The following is a 19,610-nucleotide window of genomic DNA, read 5'->3' as shown; positions in this document are numbered from 1 at the left end:
CGCTGATTATCAGCGGCTTTTTTTATTTCGGAAAGATTAGAAGAAATACTTAGCCCCGACACGAATTTGATTTTGTTCGCGGTGATAAGGTTCTACATTGCGATCTAACCAGCGTAGTTCCAGGTAGGGTAACCAGTGTTCATTGATACGATACTTGAAGGTATTCGTAATCTCCCAGTGATGATCTTTTCCGTTACTGCTATTGAAGTCATTCACTCGAATAAAATAGTGCGGCTCAAAGGTATAGGAAAATTTATCGGTGATAGTAAAATTCCAGTAGTTGCCTATTTCATAGGTATCATTATTGTCCTGGTCACCGTTTAGATCGGTTGAGCTGTAGTTATTATGGTTATATCGGTTACGCACGGTAAGATTAAACCATGGGGTAAATTTATAGTTAACATCCAGATAAGCCGCACCACCGGAACCCGTACTCTTATCATTTATCAACCCACCTGGCTGGATAGTTAATTTATCTGTCGGTTTAAATAACGGATACCAGCCCTCTATTTCATTATAGCCGTGTTTTAACTCATCCTTGCGTTGCATGGTGTAGGTGTTGGTGAGCATGATACCCGCGCCCATATCGGAGTTATAGCCAACGCGCATCATCACTTCTATCTGATCTGACGCCAGATTATATGCCTCGCGGTTCTCAACATAGGCACCCGCAAAAACAGAGGTAGAAGCAACCGAAGATAAGAGAATTATTGTTGTTAACTTTTTCATAATAAATCCATTTTTTAAGCGTAGGGAGGCCGCCATCCATTAAGATGGAATAGGCGGCTATTATTTTTATACGTTTACAGCAGAGGTATTATTTTTAGTGGTAACAGGATCCGATAGAGCATTGTTTTTCTTCCGTTGGCTGATTTCCTCAATAATAAAAGCAAAGCGAGTTTCGTTGAGCTTATAAAATAAACCCATCGTGAATGCAGCGATAATGGCCAATCCACAAGGCCAAAGGAAAATAAGCTGACGCAGGCCGAGCAAAGTTGCATCGCTTTGAGTTATGTTGGGGATATAACCGATTTGCGTCAGCATTATGCCCGGCAGGAAACCAGCGAGCGCAGCGGAAATTTTGCGCGAAAAGGTATAACCCGTATACACCGAACCTTCCGCGCGGATCCCTGTTTTCCATTCGCCATAATCGACCGTATCCGGAACCAGCGCCCAGTTCAGGCTGTTAACAAAAGCGGTTCCGAAGAAGGCCATACAGGAGAATGTCACGAACAAAAATGATGTGCTGCCCCAGAAAAAGTTCAGTACATCGCCGATAGCCCATAATGCCAGACCGCCGAGGTAAACCTGCTTTTTACCGAAGCGTTTCACCGCAGCGGGAACCAGCAGTACCCCAACCAGAATGCATCCCATGCTGAAGAACCCCATCCACGACAGCAGATGAATATCATTGAGCACGTACTGGGTGTAGTACACCTGGATTGCCAGCTTGATGTTGAATGCCGCCAGCGTGCATAAGTTGGCGACACACAGCACCAGCAGGGGAGGGTTACGGAAAATGGCACAGAACGATTTGAGAATGCTGGGCTTATGGTGATCCGGCACGATTTCAATGTAGCGTTCCTTCACTCCGCTGAAACACCACCACATGCTGAACAGCCCGCAGACTGAAAAGATCAGTGCGGCGATCAGATAACCCAGTGAGGATGAACTGACAAATAGCGCTTGAATCGGCATAAAGCCAACGGTGCACAGTAACAGACCAACGGTAGCGCCGCCCTGACGCCAGGCGGCGAGCTGAGCGCGTTCATGCGGGTTTTTAGTGATCGCAGGCACCATCGCGCCGTAGGAGCAGTTCATCAGGCTATAGAACAGACCGAACAGCATAAACAACACCGTTGCCAGTCCGGTTTTCACCGTTAGCGTAAAATCAGTCGCTAAAAACTGCGCGCTGGCAACGACAGCGACAGGAAATGACGCATATAAAATAAAAGGTCTGAATTTACCTTTTGCGCCAATATTACGCCTTGAGTCCAGCAATACACCGGTCAACATATCAGTGAAGGCGGTGAAGAACTTCGCCACCAGAAAGATAATCCCACCGTAATACGCCGGCATCCCTAGTTCATCGGTATAAAATTTAAGCAGATACAGTGTGCCGATACACAGCATCAAATTTGAGCCGAAGTCACCCACTCCGTAGGCGAATTTTTCACGCAGGCTCAGTTTTAGCGTTAGCGGATCATGAAAAGACATAATCGCTCCTCAATAGCGCCCCGTAGAGCGCTATTCATTATTATTATCAAACGGGTTGTTTACGCGCTTCTATCTCTTCAACGATGCGGACATACATCTTCTCGTTAAGGTTGTAGAAACAGCCCATAGCCACAATGGTGATCACCGCTAAAGCGCAGGGATAAATAAAGATCAACTGACGCAAACCTTCGACCGTACTTGCTGATTGCACCACGTTGGGAACGTAGCCGATTTGCGTCAGCATCCAGCCGGGGAAGAATCCAGCCAGCGCTTGTGACACTTTACGAAAGAAGGTGAAACCGGTGTATACCGTGCCTTCAGAGCGTACGCCGGTTCGCCATTCGCCATATTCCACCGTATCGGAGACCAGCGCCCAGTTCAGGCTGTTAACGAATGCTGAGCCGAAGAACGCCAGGCAGGAGAAGGCGACAAAGCTGACGGAACCGCCACCAAAGAAGTAGTTAAGCAAATCCCCTGCAACCCAAATTAGCAAACCGCCAATGTAGACTTTTTTCTTGCCGAAACGCCTAACCATTCCTGGCATCAAGAAGACGCCGATGAAGATACAGCCCATGCTGAAAAAGCCCATCCAGGAAAGGAGGATTGGGTCATTCAGTACGTACTGGGTGTAATAGACCTGAATTGCCAACTTAACGTTAAATGCGCCAAGCGTACAAAGGTTGGCAACGCACAGAATAAACAGAGGGCGGTTACCGGCGATGGCGCGGAAGGATTGCAATAATCCCGGTTTTTGCGCGGCATCCACGGGTTTCACTTCCACGTAGCGTTCTTTTACCCCGGCATAGCACAGCCACATAAACAGCAGGCCAAACAGCGAGAACAACGTGGCAGCGAAGATATAACCCAGCTGTGAATTGCCTTCGATCAAGTTCATTACCGGTACAAAGCCGACTGTACATAGCAACAAACCCAGGGTTGCGCCCCCTTGTCGCCAGGCTGCCAGTGAAGCGCGCTCGTCCGGATTTTTCGTAATCGCGGGAACCATTGCACCATAGGAGCAGTTCATCATGCTGAAGAACAGTCCGTACAGCATAAACAGCACCGTTGCCATCACCGTTTTACCGGTTACTTCAAACGGTGTACCGACAAAATTGGCAATCGCCAGCAAGGTAACTGGAAATGCGGCGTAAAGAACGAACGGACGGAATTTCCCTTTCGGGCCGATTTTGCGGCGGGAATCGAGCATAATCCCGGTGCCCATATCGGTAAACGCGGTAAAAAATTTGGCGATAAGGAAAATGATGCCGCCATAAGTTCCTGGTAAACCAAGGACATCGGTATAAAACTTGAGTAAATAGAGGGTACCAATGTCCAACAGGATATTGGAGCCTAAATCACCCATCCCATAGGCGAGTTTTTCTTTGAACGGCAAGCGTAGGGTTGCCGGATTAGAGGAATTCTGACTCATTATTATTCTCCATTTGCCCGCGAGTTGCCCCGCGGGCGAGCCGTGTTAGATGTTGCGTAAAGTGGCAAACAGTGACGCCCATTCACTCTTCGCGCGATAAAACACCGGAGGCTTGCCAATAGGCGCATCTACGGTAATTTCACCGCCCTGGTAAGTTTCCCCAGTCCAGACGTTTACCCAGCTATCCTCTGGCAGATACAGCGTCCAGTTTTGCTGGCCCTGTTCGTGAACCGGCGCGACCAGCAAATCTTGTCCCAGCAGATATTGATATTTCAGGGTATAGGTCCGAGCATCGTCTTCGTAATGCAGGAACAGCGGGCGCATCACCGGCAGACCGGTAGCGCTGTTTTGCGCGACAGCCTGTTTTAGATACGGTTTCAGGGTGGTAAAGACGGTGGTCATACGGGCAAAGTGGGCGATGGTTTCAGCATCACCATCAAACTGCCAGTTATCGCCAGGGCGGTTACCTTCGTGGGTGCGCATCATCGGCGTGAAGGCGCTGAAGTCACACCAGCGCAGCAGCAGTTCTTTGCTGCGTTTCATGTCAAACAGGGTGGTGTAGCCGCCGATATCGCTGTGGTGCAGACCGTGACCGGTCATCGCCAGCGACAGCGCCGCAGGAACGACGGAAGCCAGACCGTCGTCGAGGCTCCAGTCAACGTTCTGATCGCCTGCCCACATCATGGTGGAGTACTTCTGGCTGCCGGTGTAGCCCGCACGCATAAAGAACAGGATCTCGCCGAGTTTGCCGGTCTCCTGTAACGCTTCGTAGTTGCATTTCGCCCACAGTGCGGGCCAGGCGTTATGCATAATTTCAGCGCTGACGCCGTTGTGCAGATACGTATCGGTTGGCAGATATTCGCCAAAGTCGGCCATCCAACCGCCGCAGCCCAGCTCAATCATGTTCTTTTTGATGACTTCTTTGAACCAGTCGTAGGCTTCGGGGTTGGTCAGATCGACCACGCCGCCGTAAAACTCGCCGAACTCAACCAGATAGTCATCGCCTGAGGCATCTTTCGCCAGATAACCGCGTTCAGCCGCTTCGGCACAGAGATCTTTATCGCTGGCGACGTACGGGTTGATATAGGAGAGGAACTGTACACCTTCTTCTTTCCACTGCTTAATACGGTTATCCAGCTGCGGATAGTTGTCGCTGTTCCACTTCCAGTTCCACATCACGCGCTTGCCAAAGGAGGTCATGCGGATCCCGGACCAATCCTGCGCCCAGATGCCGTTTACTTTCACGCCTGCGTTACGCATGGTGTCTAGTTTGTTCTGGCAAATCTCAGTACCGCCCTGAATACCGAGCGTGACGCCATCGTAGATCCAGTCCGGCAGCTCCGGTTGGCGTCCTAACAGCGCAGTCAGTTTTTCCAGCAGAGAGATATAGGTTTCGGCGCACTCAATACGCAGAGTGGTTTTGTCTTCCCACAGAGCGAGTTCGTGATACTCCGGCGCGCTGAAATCGAAATTCATATAGCAACTGTTATCAACGTGGCAGTAGTACTTCTGTGTGCTGACGAAGGTTGGCTGCGGAAAGAAGGTCCAGTAATAGTCACCGCCGGCATTTTCTTTGCAGTCGGCCTGCCAGGTGACATAGCTGTTTTTGTTGCGGCCCACGCCCTGTTCGCTGGTCCACAGCGGGAACGGTTTACCGCGTAAGTCGAAATAAGAGAACTGTTCGCCGCAGCCGTAAATATGATCGTCTGGGTTGGCCGCCAGACGCAGCCAGATACGGTTATGGCTGAGTTCCTCGTTATGGAGGTCGAGCTTCAAACGACCCTGATCATCGGTAGAGATGTGTAGCGTGGCGTTGATGGTATTACCGCGGCTGAAATGTACCAGCCAGCCATCAGGTGACTCGCTAACCGTGGCGTCGGTCAGAGCAATCTTCTCATTGAGCTTGTCTTTGATGCTGAAGTTGCCGCGAAACATGTCAATGTCGGCAACTCCAGTGCCGATCCACAGACAGGGGGTTTCTGTGCTGTGACGTAAAATCAGGCGCTGGTGGTACGTTAAAGCAAATCCATCAGGTAATGATGTGAGTTCTAAGGCGGTTGACCGTTGTTGTAGCGAATTCATTATCGTCTCCGTAAAAATAGGGTAATTCGGTAATTTGTCGGAAATCTGTTATTCACTGCCGATTAAAAAATGCATTTGATGTGTTTCTCCGGGCGCGAGATGAATCAGGCTAATTCCGGAGTTAAAGGCGTCTGGCGGGCAGGTCATCGGTTCAACCGCCAGGCCACGCCGTGCTAATTTTTCGCCGGTGTACACCTGTAGCCAGGGCTGGTGGCTGCGTAAAAAAGTGGACATGTTTTGCGATGGACTGGTTATCCTGACTTCCCACTCAGCGTCAGGTGGCATGGTCCTGAACGTATGATCGATAGTGGTCTGCGCAATGCGTCGCTGCGTTGTGAAATCCCGTTCATCGCATGTTTCTTCACTCGCTGGGAGTGTTAATTCACAGTCATCGATAGGGTGCAGATTGCAGGTCAAGTAGGGATGTGCTCCCGCGCCATAGGGTGCAATTTCGTCACCCACATTCTGTGTCCGAATAATGACGTGCAATCCGCTGTCTGCCTCCAGTCGGTAAATCACCTCTGAAACCAGCGCAAAGGGATAGCCATAAGAGGGCGGAAGAAAAATCGTCAACGACACTTCCGTGTTCGACAGTTGATTAATCTGCCAGTCCCGCCAGGCCAGCAATCCATGGATGGCGGTATGTGAAACAGGGTCGTTAACGGCAAGTTGGAAGGTCTTGCCGTTATGTTGATAGCAGCCATCTGCAACGCGGTTTGGCCAGGGAACCAGCACTTTTCCTAAATGTGCCAGCGGCATCTCTTCCGGCTTATGTGGAATCACAATGTGACGCCCAAGGTGCGTCAATTCTGCTAGTCCAGCACCAACCGTGACGATTTTCGCCTGGAAGTTTCCGGCTTGAAGATGAATGGTTTTTCCACCGTTATGCATGGCTGCTCACCTTGTTACTTATTTAGCGTTGATATCCAGCAGACCGGCAGCCACTGCCGGAGCAAGGCCCGGAGCCAGCGGTAGACGCGGGATCACCAGGCAGTGCAGTAGGTGATAAATGTCCTGCTTACCGTCCCAGACTTTGGTAGTCACCTTGTTATCGGTGTCCAGCTCCTGCCACCATGAACCGGTCTCGTAGTCCAGCAGATATGTGATGCAGTAATCCCACCACTTCTGGTACCAGGCTTCGTATTGGCTGTCGCCGGTGAGGGTATACAAGGCATAGGCGGTACCCATGGCTTCGACTATCGGCCAACGCACTCTTTCGCGAACGATGGGTTTACCATCCCAGTCCACCGAATAGACAAAACCATCTGCGCCGTCCGGTGCCCAGGCATCACGGATGGTGGCGTGGAACAAGCCTTTGGCATCTTCCAGCAGCCATTTGGGAGGCGTTTCAAAACGGGCTTCCAGCGCGGCATGCAGATGCAGCATCAGGCGGCCCCATTCGATCCAGTGTCCCGGCGTGCCGCCGTAGGCGCGGAAACGGTGAGCTGGGTTATCCTTGTTGTAATCGCGGATTGGGTTCCACTGTGAATCGAAGTGTTCGTTAACGCGATACTCCCCGCTGCGGGCTACGTCGTGAATAATCACCGAAGCAATTCGCAGTGCGCGATCGAGCCATTTACGGTCATGGGTAACGTCATACACGATCAGGAAAGCCTCGACCGCGTGCATGTTGGCGTTACCGCCGCGGTAATCTTCCGTCTGGCTAAAAGCTTCGTCCCAGGATTCCAGGCACATCTGCTCCTCTTCGCTCCAGAAGTACTTTTCAATCACGTCGATAGCGTCATCCAACAATTGTCTGGCCTGCGGATGACCGGTGGTGACCGCACTTGCCGCACCAAGCAAAACGAAGAAATGCTGATAGCCCTGTTTGGAGGCGTCCATAACGCCTTCATCATTTACGCAGGCGTACCAACCGCCGTAGCGAGTGTCGCGTAACGCACCGTTCAGTGCTTTAATGCCGTGATCGACTAGCTGATATGCGCCAGGACGACCCATTGACGCGGCAACGGAGTAGACGTGCAGCATGCGGGCGGTGATCCACAGATGTGTCCCCATATCTGCTCTGACCTGACCACTGTTTCCCAGCCAGCCAAATCCGGTGGGTACCGCCGCATTCTTACCAAAGTTAAAGATGCGGTCGGTTTCTTGTTCCAGCCAACGGTTGTGGCTTAGGGTGTTGAACCATTTCATTCTTAGATCCTCTTAGCGCCGGGCCATCATTTCGTCGACGATATCGCCCAGGCGTTGTAATTTAGGCGCGGAAACATCACGCAGCATCAGTTCGGTATCTGGCAGGCCAACAACCGATGACCAGACCGCACGTCCGGCCAGGAAGCCAGATGCGCCTGCGGTCATTGCTACGCTGACTGCGCGCGGGAACAGTTTTTCATCCACACCAGAGGAGAGAATGACCCACGGCATGTTGATGTTCTCATTCAGGCGTTGAGAGGCGCTAAGCAGTTCTTGTTGGGTACCTTTGCCGTACAGCGGCATTTCGACCTTGTAGAGATCGGCTCCGCTATCACCCAGCTCTTTTGCGGCATCGATAATGGCCTGTTCGCGATCAAACTTATCGCCACGACGCGGCGGACGAACAACCGGCTCGATGATGCTCAGTAAGCCATTGGAATGGCATAGCTCATTGAATTCTTTCACCATGTCCAGACGCTGTTGGGCATCTTCATCGCTACGCCATAGCACCAGCAGTTTGAGAGCCTTAGCACCATCTTGCTTCACGGCCTGCGGGTTGATTTTTTTATCAATCACCACACTATCGACCGGAATACCGTTACCCGGAATGAACTCATCAGCGGCCACAATCATGGCGCAGCTTTTGGCGACCGCGTTTTGCTCTACAACCTGGCGGTAGCAGAACTGCTGATCGACCAGAATGGCGGAGGCATAGGGGGACAGGATCTTCGCCGCATTGACTTTGAAATCGGTCAGCACACTGTCATTGACCGGGGATTTTGCACCTGCTGCGGCAAACATTAAGCGCATGGCTTCGCGCTGATCGACTGCCAGCATGGCAAATCCGCCAGAAGCTCGGGTGATATCTTTCAGGGTGTACTTCGTCATTGTTCAGTCCTTACTTATCTGTATGTTTATTTAGCCCGGCGGATGCGCGAACCTGTTCAAGAATGGCCGTCCAGTCTTCACGGCCACGGCCAGCGGCACGCGCCTGGTTATAGACTTCGCGGGAGGCAGCACCGAGCGGCATCGGCACATGCAGTTGGTTGGCAACGTCCAGCGCGATGCCAAGATCCTTGTGAGCTAAATCGATCATGAAGGCCGGGGAAAGATCGCCTTTCAGCACTTTGTTCGGCCAGGAGGTAGTGAAGTGGCCTTTCCCGGCGGGGGTGCCGCTCATAACTTGCAAGGCCACATCAAAGGAGAGGCCAAGTGCTTCGCACAACACGGCTGCTTCGGCAGAAAGAGCGTTCAGTGCGATACTCATGTAGTTGTTGATGAGTTTCACGCGGATCCCCATGCCGGGACCCCCTGCATTGATCAATTCATTACCCATCGCCATCAGAACCGGTGCGGCGCGTTCTACCTGCTGTGCCGTTCCGCCTGCCAGCAGCAACAGCGTTCCCGCGATAGCGTGATCGGAGGTGCGTCCAACCGGGCAATCCATCATGTCGAAACCTTTGGCACGCATATCAGCGATAAGCTTGTCGGTTTGCAGTGGATGAATGGTCGACATATCAATCACTAATGCCTGTGGGGAGAGGCTTTCACAGATACCTTGCTCTCCGAACAGTACGCTACGCACCAGATCGCCGTTTGGCAGCATGGTGATGACAAATTCGGCCCCTTTTGCTGCCTGAGCCGGGTTGCTGGCAGGCTGTGCTCCTTTTTCCACCAGGCGCTGAACAGCATCCGGGTTAACGTCAAAGACGCTGAGTTGATGACCCTGCTTCAGCAAGTTGCTCGCCATGGGTGAACCCATCTGACCTAATCCGATAAATGCTATAACTGCCATAACGTTCTCCTGAGACGTGGATGTCATTTTTTGTCATTTAAGGTCGTTTGTTTTTGTCTGTTTTTGATCGTATTTGTAATTTATGGTCAAAAAATTGACAGCCGTCACTTTTTAAACATTTTGTGAAATTAAAATGATCCCATCTTGAAATGCCTAAGGAATGACCATGATTCGTATTGCTTGTGTAGGTATTGCCGTGATGGATCGCATCTATTACGTGGAAGGTTTACCGACCGAAGGAGGTAAGTATGTGGCTAAGCGTTATACGGAAGTGGGCGGCGGGCCTGCTGCAACGGCCGCAGTGGCTGCAGCGAGGCTGGGCGCGCAGGTGGACTTTATTGGCCGTGTGGGCGATGACGACACCGGAAATAGCCTGCTGGCGGAGCTGGAATCCCTGGGGGTAAACACCCGCTACACCCGGCGCTACGCGGGGGCAAAGTCTTCGCAATCGGCAATTATGGTTGATGTGCAAGGGGAACGGATTATCGTTAACTATCCCAGCCCGGATTTATTGCCGGATGCTGATTGGCTCAATGAGATCGATTTTTCCCAGTGGGATGTGGTGTTGGCGGATGTTCGCTGGCACGAAGGGGCCAGGCAGGCGTTCGCGCTGGCGCGTCAGGCGGGAGTGATGACGGTACTGGATGGCGACGTAACACCACAAGATATCAGCGAGTTGGTGGCGTTAAGCGATCATGCTGCGTTCTCTGAACCTGGTCTGGCGCGTTTAACCGGGATAAATGATTCTGGAGCTGGACTGAAACAAGCAAAAACGCTCACAAATGGACATGTTTACGTAACGCGGGGAAGTGAAGGCTGTGACTGGATAAAAAATAATACGTTGCAGCATCAATCTGGATTTAAAGTCGATGTTGTGGATACTACGGGAGCTGGAGATGTTTTCCACGGTGCGCTCGCATTCAGCCTGGCCGGCGGCGATGCTCCAGAAGAGGCCGTCAGGTTTGCCAGTGGGGTTGCTGCGTTAAAATGCACTCGCCCGGGAGGAAGGGCCGGAATCCCTGACTGTGATCAAACCCGATCTTTTCTGTCACTTTTTGTATAAAATGCCAGGGCAATGGTTTTTCGAGGAAATTTCATGAGTCTTACCGAACTGACCGGTAACCCGCGACACGATCAACTGCTTATGCTGATTAGCGAGCGCGGTTATATGAATATCGACGAGCTGGCCAGCCTGCTGGACGTGTCCACGCAAACCGTGCGTCGTGATATTCGTAAACTCAGCGAGCAGGGATTAATTACGCGTCATCATGGTGGCGCGGGCAGAGCTTCCAGCGTGGTGAATACGGCGTTTGAGCAGCGTGAAGTCTCCTGGACGGAAGAGAAAAAAGCCATCGCGGAAGCGGTGGCTGATTACATTCCCGATGGGTCAACGGTGTTTATTACCATTGGCACCACCGTTGAGCAGGTGGCACGCGCGCTGTTAAACCATAATCATTTGCGCATTATCACCAATAGCCTGCGTGTGGCGCACATTCTGTATAACAACCCGCGTTTTGAAGTCATGGTACCGGGGGGAACGTTACGCCCGCATAACAGTGGTATCATTGGCCCTTCTGCCTCGGCATTTGTGGCTGATTTTCGGGCCGACTACCTGGTTACCAGCGTTGGCGCGATCGAAAGTGATGGTGCGCTGCTGGAGTTTGATGTCAACGAGGCCAGCGTAGTGAAGACGATGATGGCCCATTCAAGGCATATTCTGTTGGCTGCGGATCATACGAAATACACGGCTTCTGCCGCGGTAGAAATTGGTAACGTGTCTCAGGTGACCGCGCTATTTACCGATGAATACCCAGGCCCGGCACTGCATAATTTACTTCAGTCACAGCAAGTGGAAATTGTGCAAGTGAGTCCTTCACAGGATGATGCTCTGGCAGTGTAATTCTCCCCAATGATGGCTCGATAAGTTCGTAGCCATCACTCTCGCATAGTCAAACTTCTCCTTTCCCGCTACAGTTATTCATCCACGGCGAATAAGGAGAAGGGCATGCTCTATATCTTTGATTTGGGTAATGTGATTGTCGATATCGACTTCAATCGCGTGTTAGGTACTTGGAGCGATCTGAGCCGTGTACCGCTGGCTTCGTTAAAGCAAAGTTTCACCATGGGAGAGGCTTTTCACCAGCACGAGCGAGGTGAAATAACGGATGAAGCCTTTGCCGAAGCGCTATGTCATGACATGGCGCTACCGCTAAGCTATGAGCAGTTCTCCCACGGCTGGCAGGCCGTTTTTGTTGCCTTGCGTCCTGAAGTCATCGACATCATGCAAAAGCTGCGTGAGCAGGGGCATCGGGTGGTCGTCTTGTCGAATACTAACCGTCTGCACACGACGTTTTGGCCGGACGAATACCCCGAAATCCGTCAGGCTGCTGACCATATTTACCTTTCCCAGGATCTGGGCATGCGTAAACCGGAAGCGCGGATTTACCAGCATGTCCTGCAGTCTGAAGGTTTTTCTGCGCATGAGGCGGTATTTTTCGACGACAACGCCGATAATATTGAAGGGGCTAATCGGTTAGGGATTACCAGCATCCAGGTTGTCGATAAAATGACCATTCCGGACTATTTCGCGAAGTTGCTATGCTAAAAAATGTTCAGCAACAAGCCAGGCACCATACGCGTCCTGTTCGGGCCTGGCTGAAGCTACTATGGCAGCGGATTGATGAGGACAACATGACGACGCTGGCAGGGAATCTTGCCTATGTCTCATTGCTCTCATTAGTGCCGCTTATTGCCGTAGTTTTTGCGCTTTTCGCTGCATTTCCGATGTTTTCTGACGTCAGCGTCCAGCTACGTCATTTCATTTTCGCAAACTTTATCCCGGCGACGGGAGATGTCATTCAGCGTTATATCGAACAATTCGTTGCCAACTCGAACAAAATGACGGCCGTTGGGGCGTGCGGGCTGATTGTGACAGCGCTATTACTGATGTATTCCATTGATAACGCGCTGAATACTATCTGGCGCAGCAAGCGTACTCGCCCCAAAGTTTACTCTTTCGCCGTCTACTGGATGATTTTAACGCTGGGGCCGCTGCTGGCGGGGGCTAGTCTGGCGATCAGCTCTTATCTGTTGTCATTGCGCTGGGCCAGCGATCTCAATACGGTGATCGATAACGTCCTGCGTATTTTCCCGCTGGTGCTCTCCTGGCTCTCTTTCTGGCTGCTTTACAGCATCGTACCGACTACACGTGTACCTAACCGTGATGCGGTTATTGGCGCCTTTGTGGCCGCTGTGTTGTTCGAAACCGGAAAGAAAGGATTTGCGCTCTATATCACGATGTTCCCGTCTTATCAGCTCATTTACGGTGTCCTGGCTGTGATCCCCATTTTATTCGTCTGGGTATACTGGACCTGGTGTATCGTCTTGCTAGGCGCGGAAATAACTGTCACTCTCGGGGAATACCGCAAACTTAAACAAGCCGCAGAACAAGAAGAAGCAGAGCAACCATGATTGCATTAATTCAGCGCGTAACCCGTGCCAGCGTCACCGTGGAGGGCGAGGTGACGGGTGAAATTGGCCCAGGACTTTTGGTCCTGTTAGGTGTCGAAAGGGATGATGACGAACAGAAAGCGAACCGCCTGTGCGAGCGCGTACTCGGCTATCGAATCTTTAGCGATGCCGAAGGCAAAATGAACCTTAACGTGCAGCAGTCAGGGGGCAGCGTGCTGGTGGTTTCACAGTTCACGCTGGCGGCAGATACCGAACGCGGCATGCGCCCGGGGTTTTCAAAAGGGGCTGCGCCCGATCGTGCAGAGGCGCTGTATGAGTACTTTGTTGAGCGTTGCCGCCAACAGGAAATGAATACGCAAACCGGTCGATTCGCTGCGGATATGCAGGTTTCACTGGTTAATGATGGCCCCGTGACGTTCTGGTTACAAGTATGAACCAGCTACCGGTGTGGCCGCGGACAACAAGAGAGAATACGACGATGTATCACCTTCGAGTACCGCAAACAGAAGAAGAATTGGAGCGTTACTACCAGTTTCGCTGGGAGATGCTGCGTAAACCGTTGCACCAGCCTAAAGGCTCCGAACGGGATGCCTGGGATGCGATGGCGCATCACCAGATGGTGGTGGACGAAGAGGGGAATCTGGTCGCAGTAGGACGTCTGTACATCAATGCGGATAACGAAGCCTCCATACGCTTTATGGCCGTTGACCCCTCCGTGCAGGAGAAAGGGTTGGGCACGCTGATGGCGATGACCCTGGAGTCTGTGGCGCGTCAGGAAGGGGTAAAGCGCGTAACCTGTAGCGCCCGTGAAGATGCGGTCGAATTTTTCGCCAAACTGGGGTTTGTGAGCCAGGGAGAAATCACCACGCCGCAAACCACGCCGGTGCGTCACTTTTTGATGATTAAACCCATCGCGACGCTGGACGACATTCTCCATCGCGGGGACTGGTGCGGACAACTACAGCAAGCCTGGTACGAACATATTCCATTGAGTGAGAAAATGGGTGTGCGCATTCAGCAATATACCGGGCAGAAATTTATCACCACGATGCCCGAGACGGGCAATCAGAACCCGCACCATACGCTGTTTGCCGGTAGCTTGTTTTCCCTGGCGACGCTAACGGGCTGGGGACTTATCTGGCTGATGCTGCGCGAGCGTCATCTGGGCGGGACGATAATCCTTGCTGACGCGCATATACGGTACAGCAGGCCGATCACCGGGAAACCTACCGCTATCGCCGATCTGGGCTCGCTGAGCGGAGACCTGGACCGTCTGGCAAGAGGTCGTAAGGCGCGCGTTCAGATGCAGGTCGGGGTATTTGGCGACGACACGCCGGGTGTGGTGTTTGAAGGCACTTACATTGTGCTACCCGCAAAACCGTTTGGCGCATATGAAGAAGGCGGGAACGAGGAAGAGTAAGTCAGAGGGTATCTTCTCTACTCGATGAATGCGTCTGCCGGAAGATTAAAGCGTTCTGCAAGCGCTTTAATATGGCTTACAGTCAGTGCTCTGCGACCATTTAAGATGTTGCTGACGTTCGATTTTGAACCGAGTTCGTTGGCAAGGTCTGCTGCTTTGAGACTGTATTGGTCCATGAGCGTACGCAATACTGAAACGCCAGAGGGTGTTTTCTCCAGGTGTTGGTTGAGTGCTTTGAATTCCGGCGCATGTTTTTCATATTTACTGATTCGGGCACAGAGCAATTCAAATAGTGGGTTTTCAAGATCGTCGTGGTCGACCAGATACTCCACTAGCGCAAGTGCCCTGCGATACTCAGTGTCATTTCGGTCTTCCCCCAACAGTGGGATGGTTTTTACCGCATCGCTGAAGGTATCAACAATCTTTTTTGCGCTGGCTGCATCCATATGACGATGCGTTCTCATTCTTTATTACCCCGATAATATGCTGTCAGTTTGTCATATTCGGCATGGGAAACGATATGTTTGACAAATATCTTATGTGACCTGAAATCTATGTAGGAGATGAGTCTTAGGCTGTTACCAGAAACATCAATCACCCACCATTTATCTCTGTACTTAAAATTATCCAGTGAAGGAATATACTGCTTCATCTCTTCAGGCTGAATGAATGTTTTTTTCTCCAAAACATTCAGTAAATCAGCGAGAGCAAGCTGATGATTTGGATACATGAGCATTGCCTCGTTAAAAGGTTTTCGGCTGATAACATGCACGGTGTAGTTCCATTACAAGGTTTTCAACCTGTAAACAAAATAACGCAACGCAATTAAGTTTACAAGATGAAAACACTATATTAATTAAGCATGTCTTACTGCTGTAGAATTTATGGCGCGCCAGGCAACATCCCGCATTGCGCTTCGTGCCGCCTGACTCACCCCTGCTAGCTGGAAAAATCCGTGGATAACACCGAGATAGCGTTGGCAGGTGCAATCCACGCCCTGCTCCTGGAACCGTTGATACAGGGCCTCACCTTCATCTCGCAGTGGGTCGAATTCAGCTGTAATGATGTGCGTGGGCGGTAAACCGTTGAAGTCTTCGCGCCAGAGCGGGCTGACTTCGGGATGCAATGGATCGGTTTGCGGCATATACATCTCGTAGCCCGACAGCAGTGTGTCGCGGGTGATAATGTAATCCTGTCCATTATGGTCATAGCTCGCAAAGCTGGCGGTTGCATCCAGCATCGGGTAGATCAGCATAAGCTGCGCAGGTTGCCATTGCCTGGTAGCTTTCAGGCGTAGTGCGGTGACCAGCGCCAGATGCCCGCCAGCGCTGTCGCCAGCCAGCGTAATGTTGTCCCGGTCTACTCCCAGTTTCTTGGCATACTTCCAGATAATATTGGCCCCCGATTCAGCATCGTTATGTGCTGCCGGGAAGATGTGCTCTGGTGCGAGGCGATACTGCACCGCAATGACCCGACAGCCGCTGTACCAGGCGAGTTGCCTTAGCTGGTTATCATGAGTGGTAAATCCGCCGCTGACAAAGCAGCCGCCGTGATAATAGATAACGCAGGGGAGATTTCCCGTGCTGCCCCGCGGCGAAACTACGCGAAACATCATGGCATCGAGTTCAATATCTTCAACTTGTACGCGGGTTTCAGTGTCTCCGGCCAGGACCGTGCTGGCGATATAGCCTGCTCTCCGGTCATCAATATTCTGCTCGCGCGAAGAAGGGCGTCCCGCCACGATAAATGCTTCAACCAGCTGTGCAATCCCGCTTTCCAGTGCCATTTTCACATCTTCTTATCTGTATGGATATACAGGGTTATAACCTGGATAACTAAGAATGAAAATGGGAAAAATGGGGGTGGTTATGATTCTGGAAAGTGGCTCGCAAAAGTAAAAATCGTTCGTGTGAAGGCTACTTTCCCGCTTTTCTCAGGTGTATGTTGTGTGGAAATTAATCGCCGATGATATACTGGAGGTATATGTGAGTATGATGGTTGGGATGGATATGGGCAGAATTTTACTCGATTTATCAGATGAGGTGATTAAACGTCTTGATGACCTCAAGGTTCAGCGCAATCTGCCGCGAGCAGAACTCTTACGGGAGGCCGTTGAACAGTATCTTGAGAGGCAGGATCAGGCTGAAACAACAATTTCACGCGCTCTTGGGCTGTGGCAAGGCTGTGAGGAAGATGGTGTTGAATACCAGCGTAAACTCCGTGAGGAATGGTAATGGTCAAAGGATCAGCGCTTTTTGATACCAACATCCTCATCGATCTGTTTAGCGGTAGAAATGAAGCAAAACTAGCGATAGAAACATGGCCGCCGCAGAATGCAATCAGCCTCATTACATGGATGGAGGTGATGGTGGGCGCAAAAAAATACCATCAGGAAGCCCGTACTCGCGTTGCGCTAGGCGCTTTTAACGTGATCGGCGTTTCACAGGATATTGCTGAACGAAGCGTGAGTATCAGGCAGGAGCATGGGATGAAATTGCCGGATGCCATTATTTTGGCCACTGCGCAGATTCATCGTCTTACACTGGTTACGCGAAATACCAAGGATTTTGCAGGCATATCAGGCGTGGTCACGCCGTATACGTTATAACCCGGGCGACTTACGCCGCCCGGTGGTGCGGAGTACTTACTCCCCTTCACCTGGGAACAGGAACGGGTTGATGGAGCTGCGGGCAAAGCCCTCTTGCTCCATGTGCGCGTCCAGCATCAGTGAAGCGAGATCGTCAGCCACGGCTTCAACTTTAGGGTCCTTTTCCTGATAGAGAATCTTCAGGTAAGTCCCACAGTCGCCGCAGCTTTCAGCTTTAATTGCCGCCTGTTCGTTATCCAGCGACCAGTAGTTCAAATCACGGCTTTGCTCGCAGTTGCTGCATTTCACGCGTACCACGTGCCACTCGGTTTCGCACAGGTTGCAGTGCAGATAGCGCAGCCCCTGAGTGGTGCCGATTTGCACCATGCTGGAGACCGGCATTGAACCACACACCGGGCAGTACTGACGCTGTTCGCCGTATTCTGCACGGGCTTTGCCGGGGATCAGGCTTGCCATCTGCGCCCAGTAGAGCGACAGGGCAGCCCAAATAAACGGTGCTTTATCGCTGCTGACGGAGGCGAAATCAGAGGCAAACAGCGCGCTGGCCATCAGCTCCAGTTCCTGTTCTGAGGCTTTTTCCAGATTTTCGATCACGGCAAGCGCAGGACCGCTCATTTCTGGTTTCAGCTCAGCAATTAACGACTGCAGCAGTTTTTGCCAGTGCTTGTCGCGCGGCAGGACGTGGATATCCAGCGGCGGTTTGCCCTGATCGTTCGCTTCTTTGATGCGAGCGGTCAGATCCATCTGCAGCGGATGGTCGTACAACACCACTTCCTGCGCGTGGGCAATCAGCGCGGCAAAGCGCAGGTAGTCGCCCAGCGGGTTGTTCTCGGCCAGCTCGCGCAGGCGCTCAGCGCGGCGGTTATACAAATTTTTGAGTCTGGGGAATAATAACGGCGGAATCATATCCGCCGTGCGTTTCTCGCTCTTCTCCAGCTCATCTTGCGGGATTATGCGAATACTCATTCAGATGACTTTTCCTGTTTCTGGCGGACTTCACGGTACCAGCGCGGGTGATGTTTCTTCGCCCATGAACTGGTAACCCATCCTTCCACCATCGCGGTAATGGTGCCTTTCACCCAAAGGGCGGCGTAAATGTGCACCATGATAACCACAATTAACGCTACTGCGGCAAATGAATGCAGCATTAACGCGAATCGGATCACCGGGATTGAGAAAGCAGGCGCAAAATACGGACGCCAGATGACCACTCCGCTCACCAGCAACAGGACCAGGAAGATAATCGCCGCCCAGAATACGCATTTCTGGCCGAAGTTATAACGTCCCGTGTCACCTACTTCCTCGTTGACGACAATCTTACGAATATTCTTCGCCCAAAAGATATCATCCCGATTGATTAGATTGTGGTGCCAGTAACGGAAAAACATGATGATAAACGAGGCAAACATGATCACGCCGACAAACGGGTGCACAATTCGCGCCAGTTGTGGAGTGCCCATGATGTGCATCAGCCAGTTAAAAGACGGGAAGAGAAAGCCCATCCCGCTCACCGCCGCCAGAATGAAGCAGAAGGCGGTGATCCAGTGGTTGATGCGTTCCGGCGCCGTGTAGCGCACGATGGTGTCACGTCGTTTCATTTGCGCACCTCGTCGTCTTTTTCATGCAGATTGTCTTCTTCCTCTTCCGCACGGTTCGGGCCTACGCCGACGTAGTGGAAGATGCTGGCCGCAAATGTCGCTGCAAAGCCGACGGCTGCGAGGGGTTTCCAGATGCCTTTCCAGAACTTAACGGTAGCGCTGATCTCCGGGTTCTCCGGCAGGCCGTGATACAGATTTGGCTTGTCAGCATGGTGCAATACGTACATCACGTGCGTCCCGCCAACACCCGCCGGATCGTACAGACCCGCGTTTTCGTAACCACGCGTTTTCAGCTCCGCCACGCGCTCGCCTGCCAGCGTTTTCATCGACTCTTTGGTGCCGAAATGAATGGCGCCGGTTGGACAGGTTTTCACGCAGGCCGGTTCTTGCCCGACCACAACACGGTCAACGCACAGCGTACATTTGTAGACGCGGTTGTCTTCCGGATTGAGGCGCGGCACGTCGAACGGGCAGCCCGCGATGCAGTAGCCACAGCCGATACACTGCTCAGACTGGAAGTCGACAATACCGTTGGCATACTGAATGATTGCGCCTTCAGCCGGACACGCCTTCAGGCAGCCCGGATCGGCGCAGTGCATACAGCCATCCTTGCGGATAAGCCATTCCAGTTTGTCGTTTTGTTCCACTTCCGAGAAGCGCATCACCGTCCAGGATTTGGCGGTCAAATCAGCCGGGTTGTCGTACACCCCAACGTTGTTGCCCACTTCATCACGGATGTCGTTCCATTCAGAACACGCCACCTGACACGCTTTACAGCCGATACAGGTGGTGACGTCGATAAGCTTCGCCACTTCTTCCTGATGGTCCCGCGCCTGAGG

General features: G+C 51.9%; 22 protein-coding genes. 8 read left to right on the top strand and 14 right to left on the bottom strand.

Annotated features, from left to right (window positions below; translation table 11 throughout):
- Window positions 1-36: 36 nt before the first annotated feature.
- The 8 genes from ompL to yihU all read right to left on the bottom strand — a co-directional run bounded on the left by ompL (window position 37) and on the right by yihU (window position 9,674).
- A complete protein-coding gene (gene ompL / locus FDW94_RS12375) occupies window positions 37-729 on the bottom strand; it encodes a porin OmpL (protein WP_060683033.1) in 693 nt (230 codons plus the stop codon).
- 66 nt (window positions 730-795) lie between these two features.
- A complete protein-coding gene (locus FDW94_RS12370; RefSeq protein ID WP_103015349.1) occupies window positions 796-2,217 on the bottom strand; it encodes an MFS transporter in 1,422 nt (473 codons plus the stop codon).
- Between the two features lie 46 nt (window positions 2,218-2,263).
- Window positions 2,264-3,646 (bottom strand): MFS transporter, encoded by a 1,383-nt coding sequence (locus FDW94_RS12365; protein WP_048227542.1) that lies wholly within the window; start codon window positions 3,644-3,646, stop codon window positions 2,264-2,266.
- A gap of 45 nt (window positions 3,647-3,691) precedes the next feature.
- The gene (locus FDW94_RS12360; protein WP_137377665.1) at window positions 3,692-5,728 is read right to left on the bottom strand and encodes an alpha-glucosidase; all 2,037 of its coding nucleotides are present in this window, start codon (window positions 5,726-5,728) and stop codon (window positions 3,692-3,694) included.
- A gap of 48 nt (window positions 5,729-5,776) precedes the next feature.
- Window positions 5,777-6,619: an aldose-1-epimerase gene (locus tag FDW94_RS12355; RefSeq protein WP_060683036.1), complete on the bottom strand. Its 843-nt coding sequence runs from the start codon at window positions 6,617-6,619 to the stop codon at window positions 5,777-5,779.
- An 18-nt stretch (window positions 6,620-6,637) separates the two neighbouring features.
- Window positions 6,638-7,879, bottom strand: a complete 1,242-nt coding sequence (gene yihS, locus FDW94_RS12350) for a sulfoquinovose isomerase (RefSeq protein ID WP_137377664.1) — start codon at window positions 7,877-7,879, stop codon at window positions 6,638-6,640.
- A 12-nt stretch (window positions 7,880-7,891) separates the two neighbouring features.
- Window positions 7,892-8,767 carry a sulfofructosephosphate aldolase gene (gene yihT, locus FDW94_RS12345; RefSeq protein ID WP_043018880.1) on the bottom strand — a complete coding sequence of 292 codons (876 nt, stop codon included), beginning with the start codon at window positions 8,765-8,767 and terminating at the stop codon, window positions 7,892-7,894.
- 10 nt (window positions 8,768-8,777) lie between these two features.
- A complete protein-coding gene (gene yihU, locus FDW94_RS12340) occupies window positions 8,778-9,674 on the bottom strand; it encodes a sulfolactaldehyde 3-reductase (protein ID WP_048227546.1) in 897 nt (298 codons plus the stop codon).
- Between the two features lie 166 nt (window positions 9,675-9,840).
- Here yihU and FDW94_RS12335 point away from each other — a divergent pair, with 166 nt between their 5' ends.
- The 6 genes from FDW94_RS12335 to fabY all read left to right on the top strand — a co-directional run bounded on the left by FDW94_RS12335 (window position 9,841) and on the right by fabY (window position 14,565).
- Window positions 9,841-10,737 (top strand): sugar kinase, encoded by an 897-nt coding sequence (locus FDW94_RS12335; protein ID WP_137377663.1) that lies wholly within the window; start codon window positions 9,841-9,843, stop codon window positions 10,735-10,737.
- A 33-nt stretch (window positions 10,738-10,770) separates the two neighbouring features.
- The gene (locus tag FDW94_RS12330; protein ID WP_079935076.1) at window positions 10,771-11,574 is read left to right on the top strand and encodes a DeoR/GlpR family DNA-binding transcription regulator; all 804 of its coding nucleotides are present in this window, start codon (window positions 10,771-10,773) and stop codon (window positions 11,572-11,574) included.
- 105 nt (window positions 11,575-11,679) lie between these two features.
- Window positions 11,680-12,279: a glucose-1-phosphatase gene (gene yihX / locus FDW94_RS12325; protein WP_137377662.1), complete on the top strand. Its 600-nt coding sequence runs from the start codon at window positions 11,680-11,682 to the stop codon at window positions 12,277-12,279.
- On the top strand, window positions 12,273-13,145 hold the full coding sequence (locus FDW94_RS12320) for a virulence factor BrkB family protein (protein ID WP_008786998.1): 873 nt from the start codon (window positions 12,273-12,275) through the stop codon (window positions 13,143-13,145). The genes yihX and FDW94_RS12320 overlap by 7 nt, the downstream gene beginning before the upstream one ends.
- On the top strand, window positions 13,142-13,579 hold the full coding sequence (dtd, locus tag FDW94_RS12315; RefSeq protein WP_003825289.1) for a D-aminoacyl-tRNA deacylase: 438 nt from the start codon (window positions 13,142-13,144) through the stop codon (window positions 13,577-13,579). Before FDW94_RS12320 ends, dtd begins: the two co-directional genes overlap by 4 nt.
- Window positions 13,580-13,623: 44 nt before the next feature.
- Complete coding sequence (gene fabY, locus FDW94_RS12310; RefSeq protein WP_003825286.1) at window positions 13,624-14,565, top strand: fatty acid biosynthesis protein FabY; 942 nt, start codon at window positions 13,624-13,626, stop codon at window positions 14,563-14,565.
- Window positions 14,566-14,582: 17 nt separating this feature from the next.
- Here the strand turns inward: fabY and FDW94_RS12305 are convergent, their stop codons facing one another.
- The 3 genes from FDW94_RS12305 to FDW94_RS12295 all read right to left on the bottom strand — a co-directional run bounded on the left by FDW94_RS12305 (window position 14,583) and on the right by FDW94_RS12295 (window position 16,351).
- Window positions 14,583-15,029 carry a helix-turn-helix domain-containing protein gene (locus FDW94_RS12305; RefSeq protein WP_048215203.1) on the bottom strand — a complete coding sequence of 149 codons (447 nt, stop codon included), beginning with the start codon at window positions 15,027-15,029 and terminating at the stop codon, window positions 14,583-14,585.
- Window positions 15,026-15,337 (bottom strand): type II toxin-antitoxin system HigB family toxin, encoded by a 312-nt coding sequence (locus FDW94_RS12300; RefSeq protein ID WP_048215202.1) that lies wholly within the window; start codon window positions 15,335-15,337, stop codon window positions 15,026-15,028. The genes FDW94_RS12305 and FDW94_RS12300 overlap by 4 nt, the downstream gene beginning before the upstream one ends.
- An 84-nt stretch (window positions 15,338-15,421) precedes the next feature.
- Window positions 15,422-16,351 (bottom strand): alpha/beta hydrolase, encoded by a 930-nt coding sequence (locus FDW94_RS12295; RefSeq protein WP_137377661.1) that lies wholly within the window; start codon window positions 16,349-16,351, stop codon window positions 15,422-15,424.
- Between the two features lie 205 nt (window positions 16,352-16,556).
- Between FDW94_RS12295 and FDW94_RS12290 the strand changes: the two genes are divergently transcribed.
- Together FDW94_RS12290 and FDW94_RS12285 are read left to right on the top strand one after the other, a co-directional pair.
- A complete protein-coding gene (locus FDW94_RS12290; protein WP_020996119.1) occupies window positions 16,557-16,799 on the top strand; it encodes a CopG family transcriptional regulator in 243 nt (80 codons plus the stop codon).
- Window positions 16,799-17,173: a type II toxin-antitoxin system VapC family toxin gene (locus tag FDW94_RS12285; RefSeq protein WP_020996118.1), complete on the top strand. Its 375-nt coding sequence runs from the start codon at window positions 16,799-16,801 to the stop codon at window positions 17,171-17,173. The genes FDW94_RS12290 and FDW94_RS12285 overlap by 1 nt, the downstream gene beginning before the upstream one ends.
- A 36-nt stretch (window positions 17,174-17,209) precedes the next feature.
- Here the strand turns inward: FDW94_RS12285 and fdhE are convergent, their stop codons facing one another.
- The 3 genes from fdhE to fdxH form a co-directional block, all read right to left on the bottom strand.
- On the bottom strand, window positions 17,210-18,139 hold the full coding sequence (gene fdhE / locus FDW94_RS12280) for a formate dehydrogenase accessory protein FdhE (RefSeq protein ID WP_003028685.1): 930 nt from the start codon (window positions 18,137-18,139) through the stop codon (window positions 17,210-17,212).
- On the bottom strand, window positions 18,136-18,771 hold the full coding sequence (fdoI, locus tag FDW94_RS12275) for a formate dehydrogenase cytochrome b556 subunit (RefSeq protein WP_003028686.1): 636 nt from the start codon (window positions 18,769-18,771) through the stop codon (window positions 18,136-18,138). The genes fdhE and fdoI overlap by 4 nt, the downstream gene beginning before the upstream one ends.
- Window positions 18,768-19,610 (bottom strand): formate dehydrogenase subunit beta (fdxH, locus tag FDW94_RS12270; RefSeq protein ID WP_137377660.1); only part of this gene is annotated, 843 nt, incomplete at its 5' end. The genes fdxH and fdoI, both read right to left, overlap by 4 nt.

Origin of the sequence: Citrobacter sp. wls757, assembly GCF_005280935.1 — a bacterium.
Lineage (GTDB): Bacteria > Pseudomonadota > Gammaproteobacteria > Enterobacterales > Enterobacteriaceae > Citrobacter > Citrobacter portucalensis.
Note: the sequence above shows the minus strand (reverse complement) of the source record. Positions and strands in the feature narration are given on the sequence as shown.

Bases quoted from the DNA above. Each gene is read 5' to 3' on its own strand.
- FDW94_RS12285 (WP_020996118.1), top strand. From the start codon at position 16,799: ATGGTCAAAGGATCAGCGCTTTTTGATACCAACATCCTCATCGATCTG.
- fdoI (WP_003028686.1), bottom strand. From the start codon at position 18,771: ATGAAACGACGTGACACCATCGTGCGCTACACGGCGCCGGAACGCATC.
- FDW94_RS12370 (WP_103015349.1), bottom strand. From the start codon at position 2,217: ATGTCTTTTCATGATCCGCTAACGCTAAAACTGAGCCTGCGTGAAAAA.
- yihU (WP_048227546.1), bottom strand. From the start codon at position 9,674: ATGGCAGTTATAGCATTTATCGGATTAGGTCAGATGGGTTCACCCATG.
- FDW94_RS12290 (WP_020996119.1), top strand. From the start codon at position 16,557: ATGATGGTTGGGATGGATATGGGCAGAATTTTACTCGATTTATCAGAT.
- FDW94_RS12335 (WP_137377663.1), top strand. From the start codon at position 9,841: ATGATTCGTATTGCTTGTGTAGGTATTGCCGTGATGGATCGCATCTAT.
- yihT (WP_043018880.1), bottom strand. From the start codon at position 8,767: ATGACGAAGTACACCCTGAAAGATATCACCCGAGCTTCTGGCGGATTT.
- FDW94_RS12305 (WP_048215203.1), bottom strand. From the start codon at position 15,029: ATGAGAACGCATCGTCATATGGATGCAGCCAGCGCAAAAAAGATTGTT.
- ompL (WP_060683033.1), bottom strand. From the start codon at position 729: ATGAAAAAGTTAACAACAATAATTCTCTTATCTTCGGTTGCTTCTACC.
- yihX (WP_137377662.1), top strand. From the start codon at position 11,680: ATGCTCTATATCTTTGATTTGGGTAATGTGATTGTCGATATCGACTTC.
- fabY (WP_003825286.1), top strand. From the start codon at position 13,624: ATGTATCACCTTCGAGTACCGCAAACAGAAGAAGAATTGGAGCGTTAC.
- FDW94_RS12355 (WP_060683036.1), bottom strand. From the start codon at position 6,619: ATGCATAACGGTGGAAAAACCATTCATCTTCAAGCCGGAAACTTCCAG.
- yihS (WP_137377664.1), bottom strand. From the start codon at position 7,879: ATGAAATGGTTCAACACCCTAAGCCACAACCGTTGGCTGGAACAAGAA.
- dtd (WP_003825289.1), top strand. From the start codon at position 13,142: ATGATTGCATTAATTCAGCGCGTAACCCGTGCCAGCGTCACCGTGGAG.
- FDW94_RS12365 (WP_048227542.1), bottom strand. From the start codon at position 3,646: ATGAGTCAGAATTCCTCTAATCCGGCAACCCTACGCTTGCCGTTCAAA.
- FDW94_RS12320 (WP_008786998.1), top strand. From the start codon at position 12,273: ATGCTAAAAAATGTTCAGCAACAAGCCAGGCACCATACGCGTCCTGTT.
- FDW94_RS12295 (WP_137377661.1), bottom strand. From the start codon at position 16,351: ATGGCACTGGAAAGCGGGATTGCACAGCTGGTTGAAGCATTTATCGTG.
- fdhE (WP_003028685.1), bottom strand. From the start codon at position 18,139: ATGAGTATTCGCATAATCCCGCAAGATGAGCTGGAGAAGAGCGAGAAA.
- FDW94_RS12330 (WP_079935076.1), top strand. From the start codon at position 10,771: ATGAGTCTTACCGAACTGACCGGTAACCCGCGACACGATCAACTGCTT.
- FDW94_RS12360 (WP_137377665.1), bottom strand. From the start codon at position 5,728: ATGAATTCGCTACAACAACGGTCAACCGCCTTAGAACTCACATCATTA.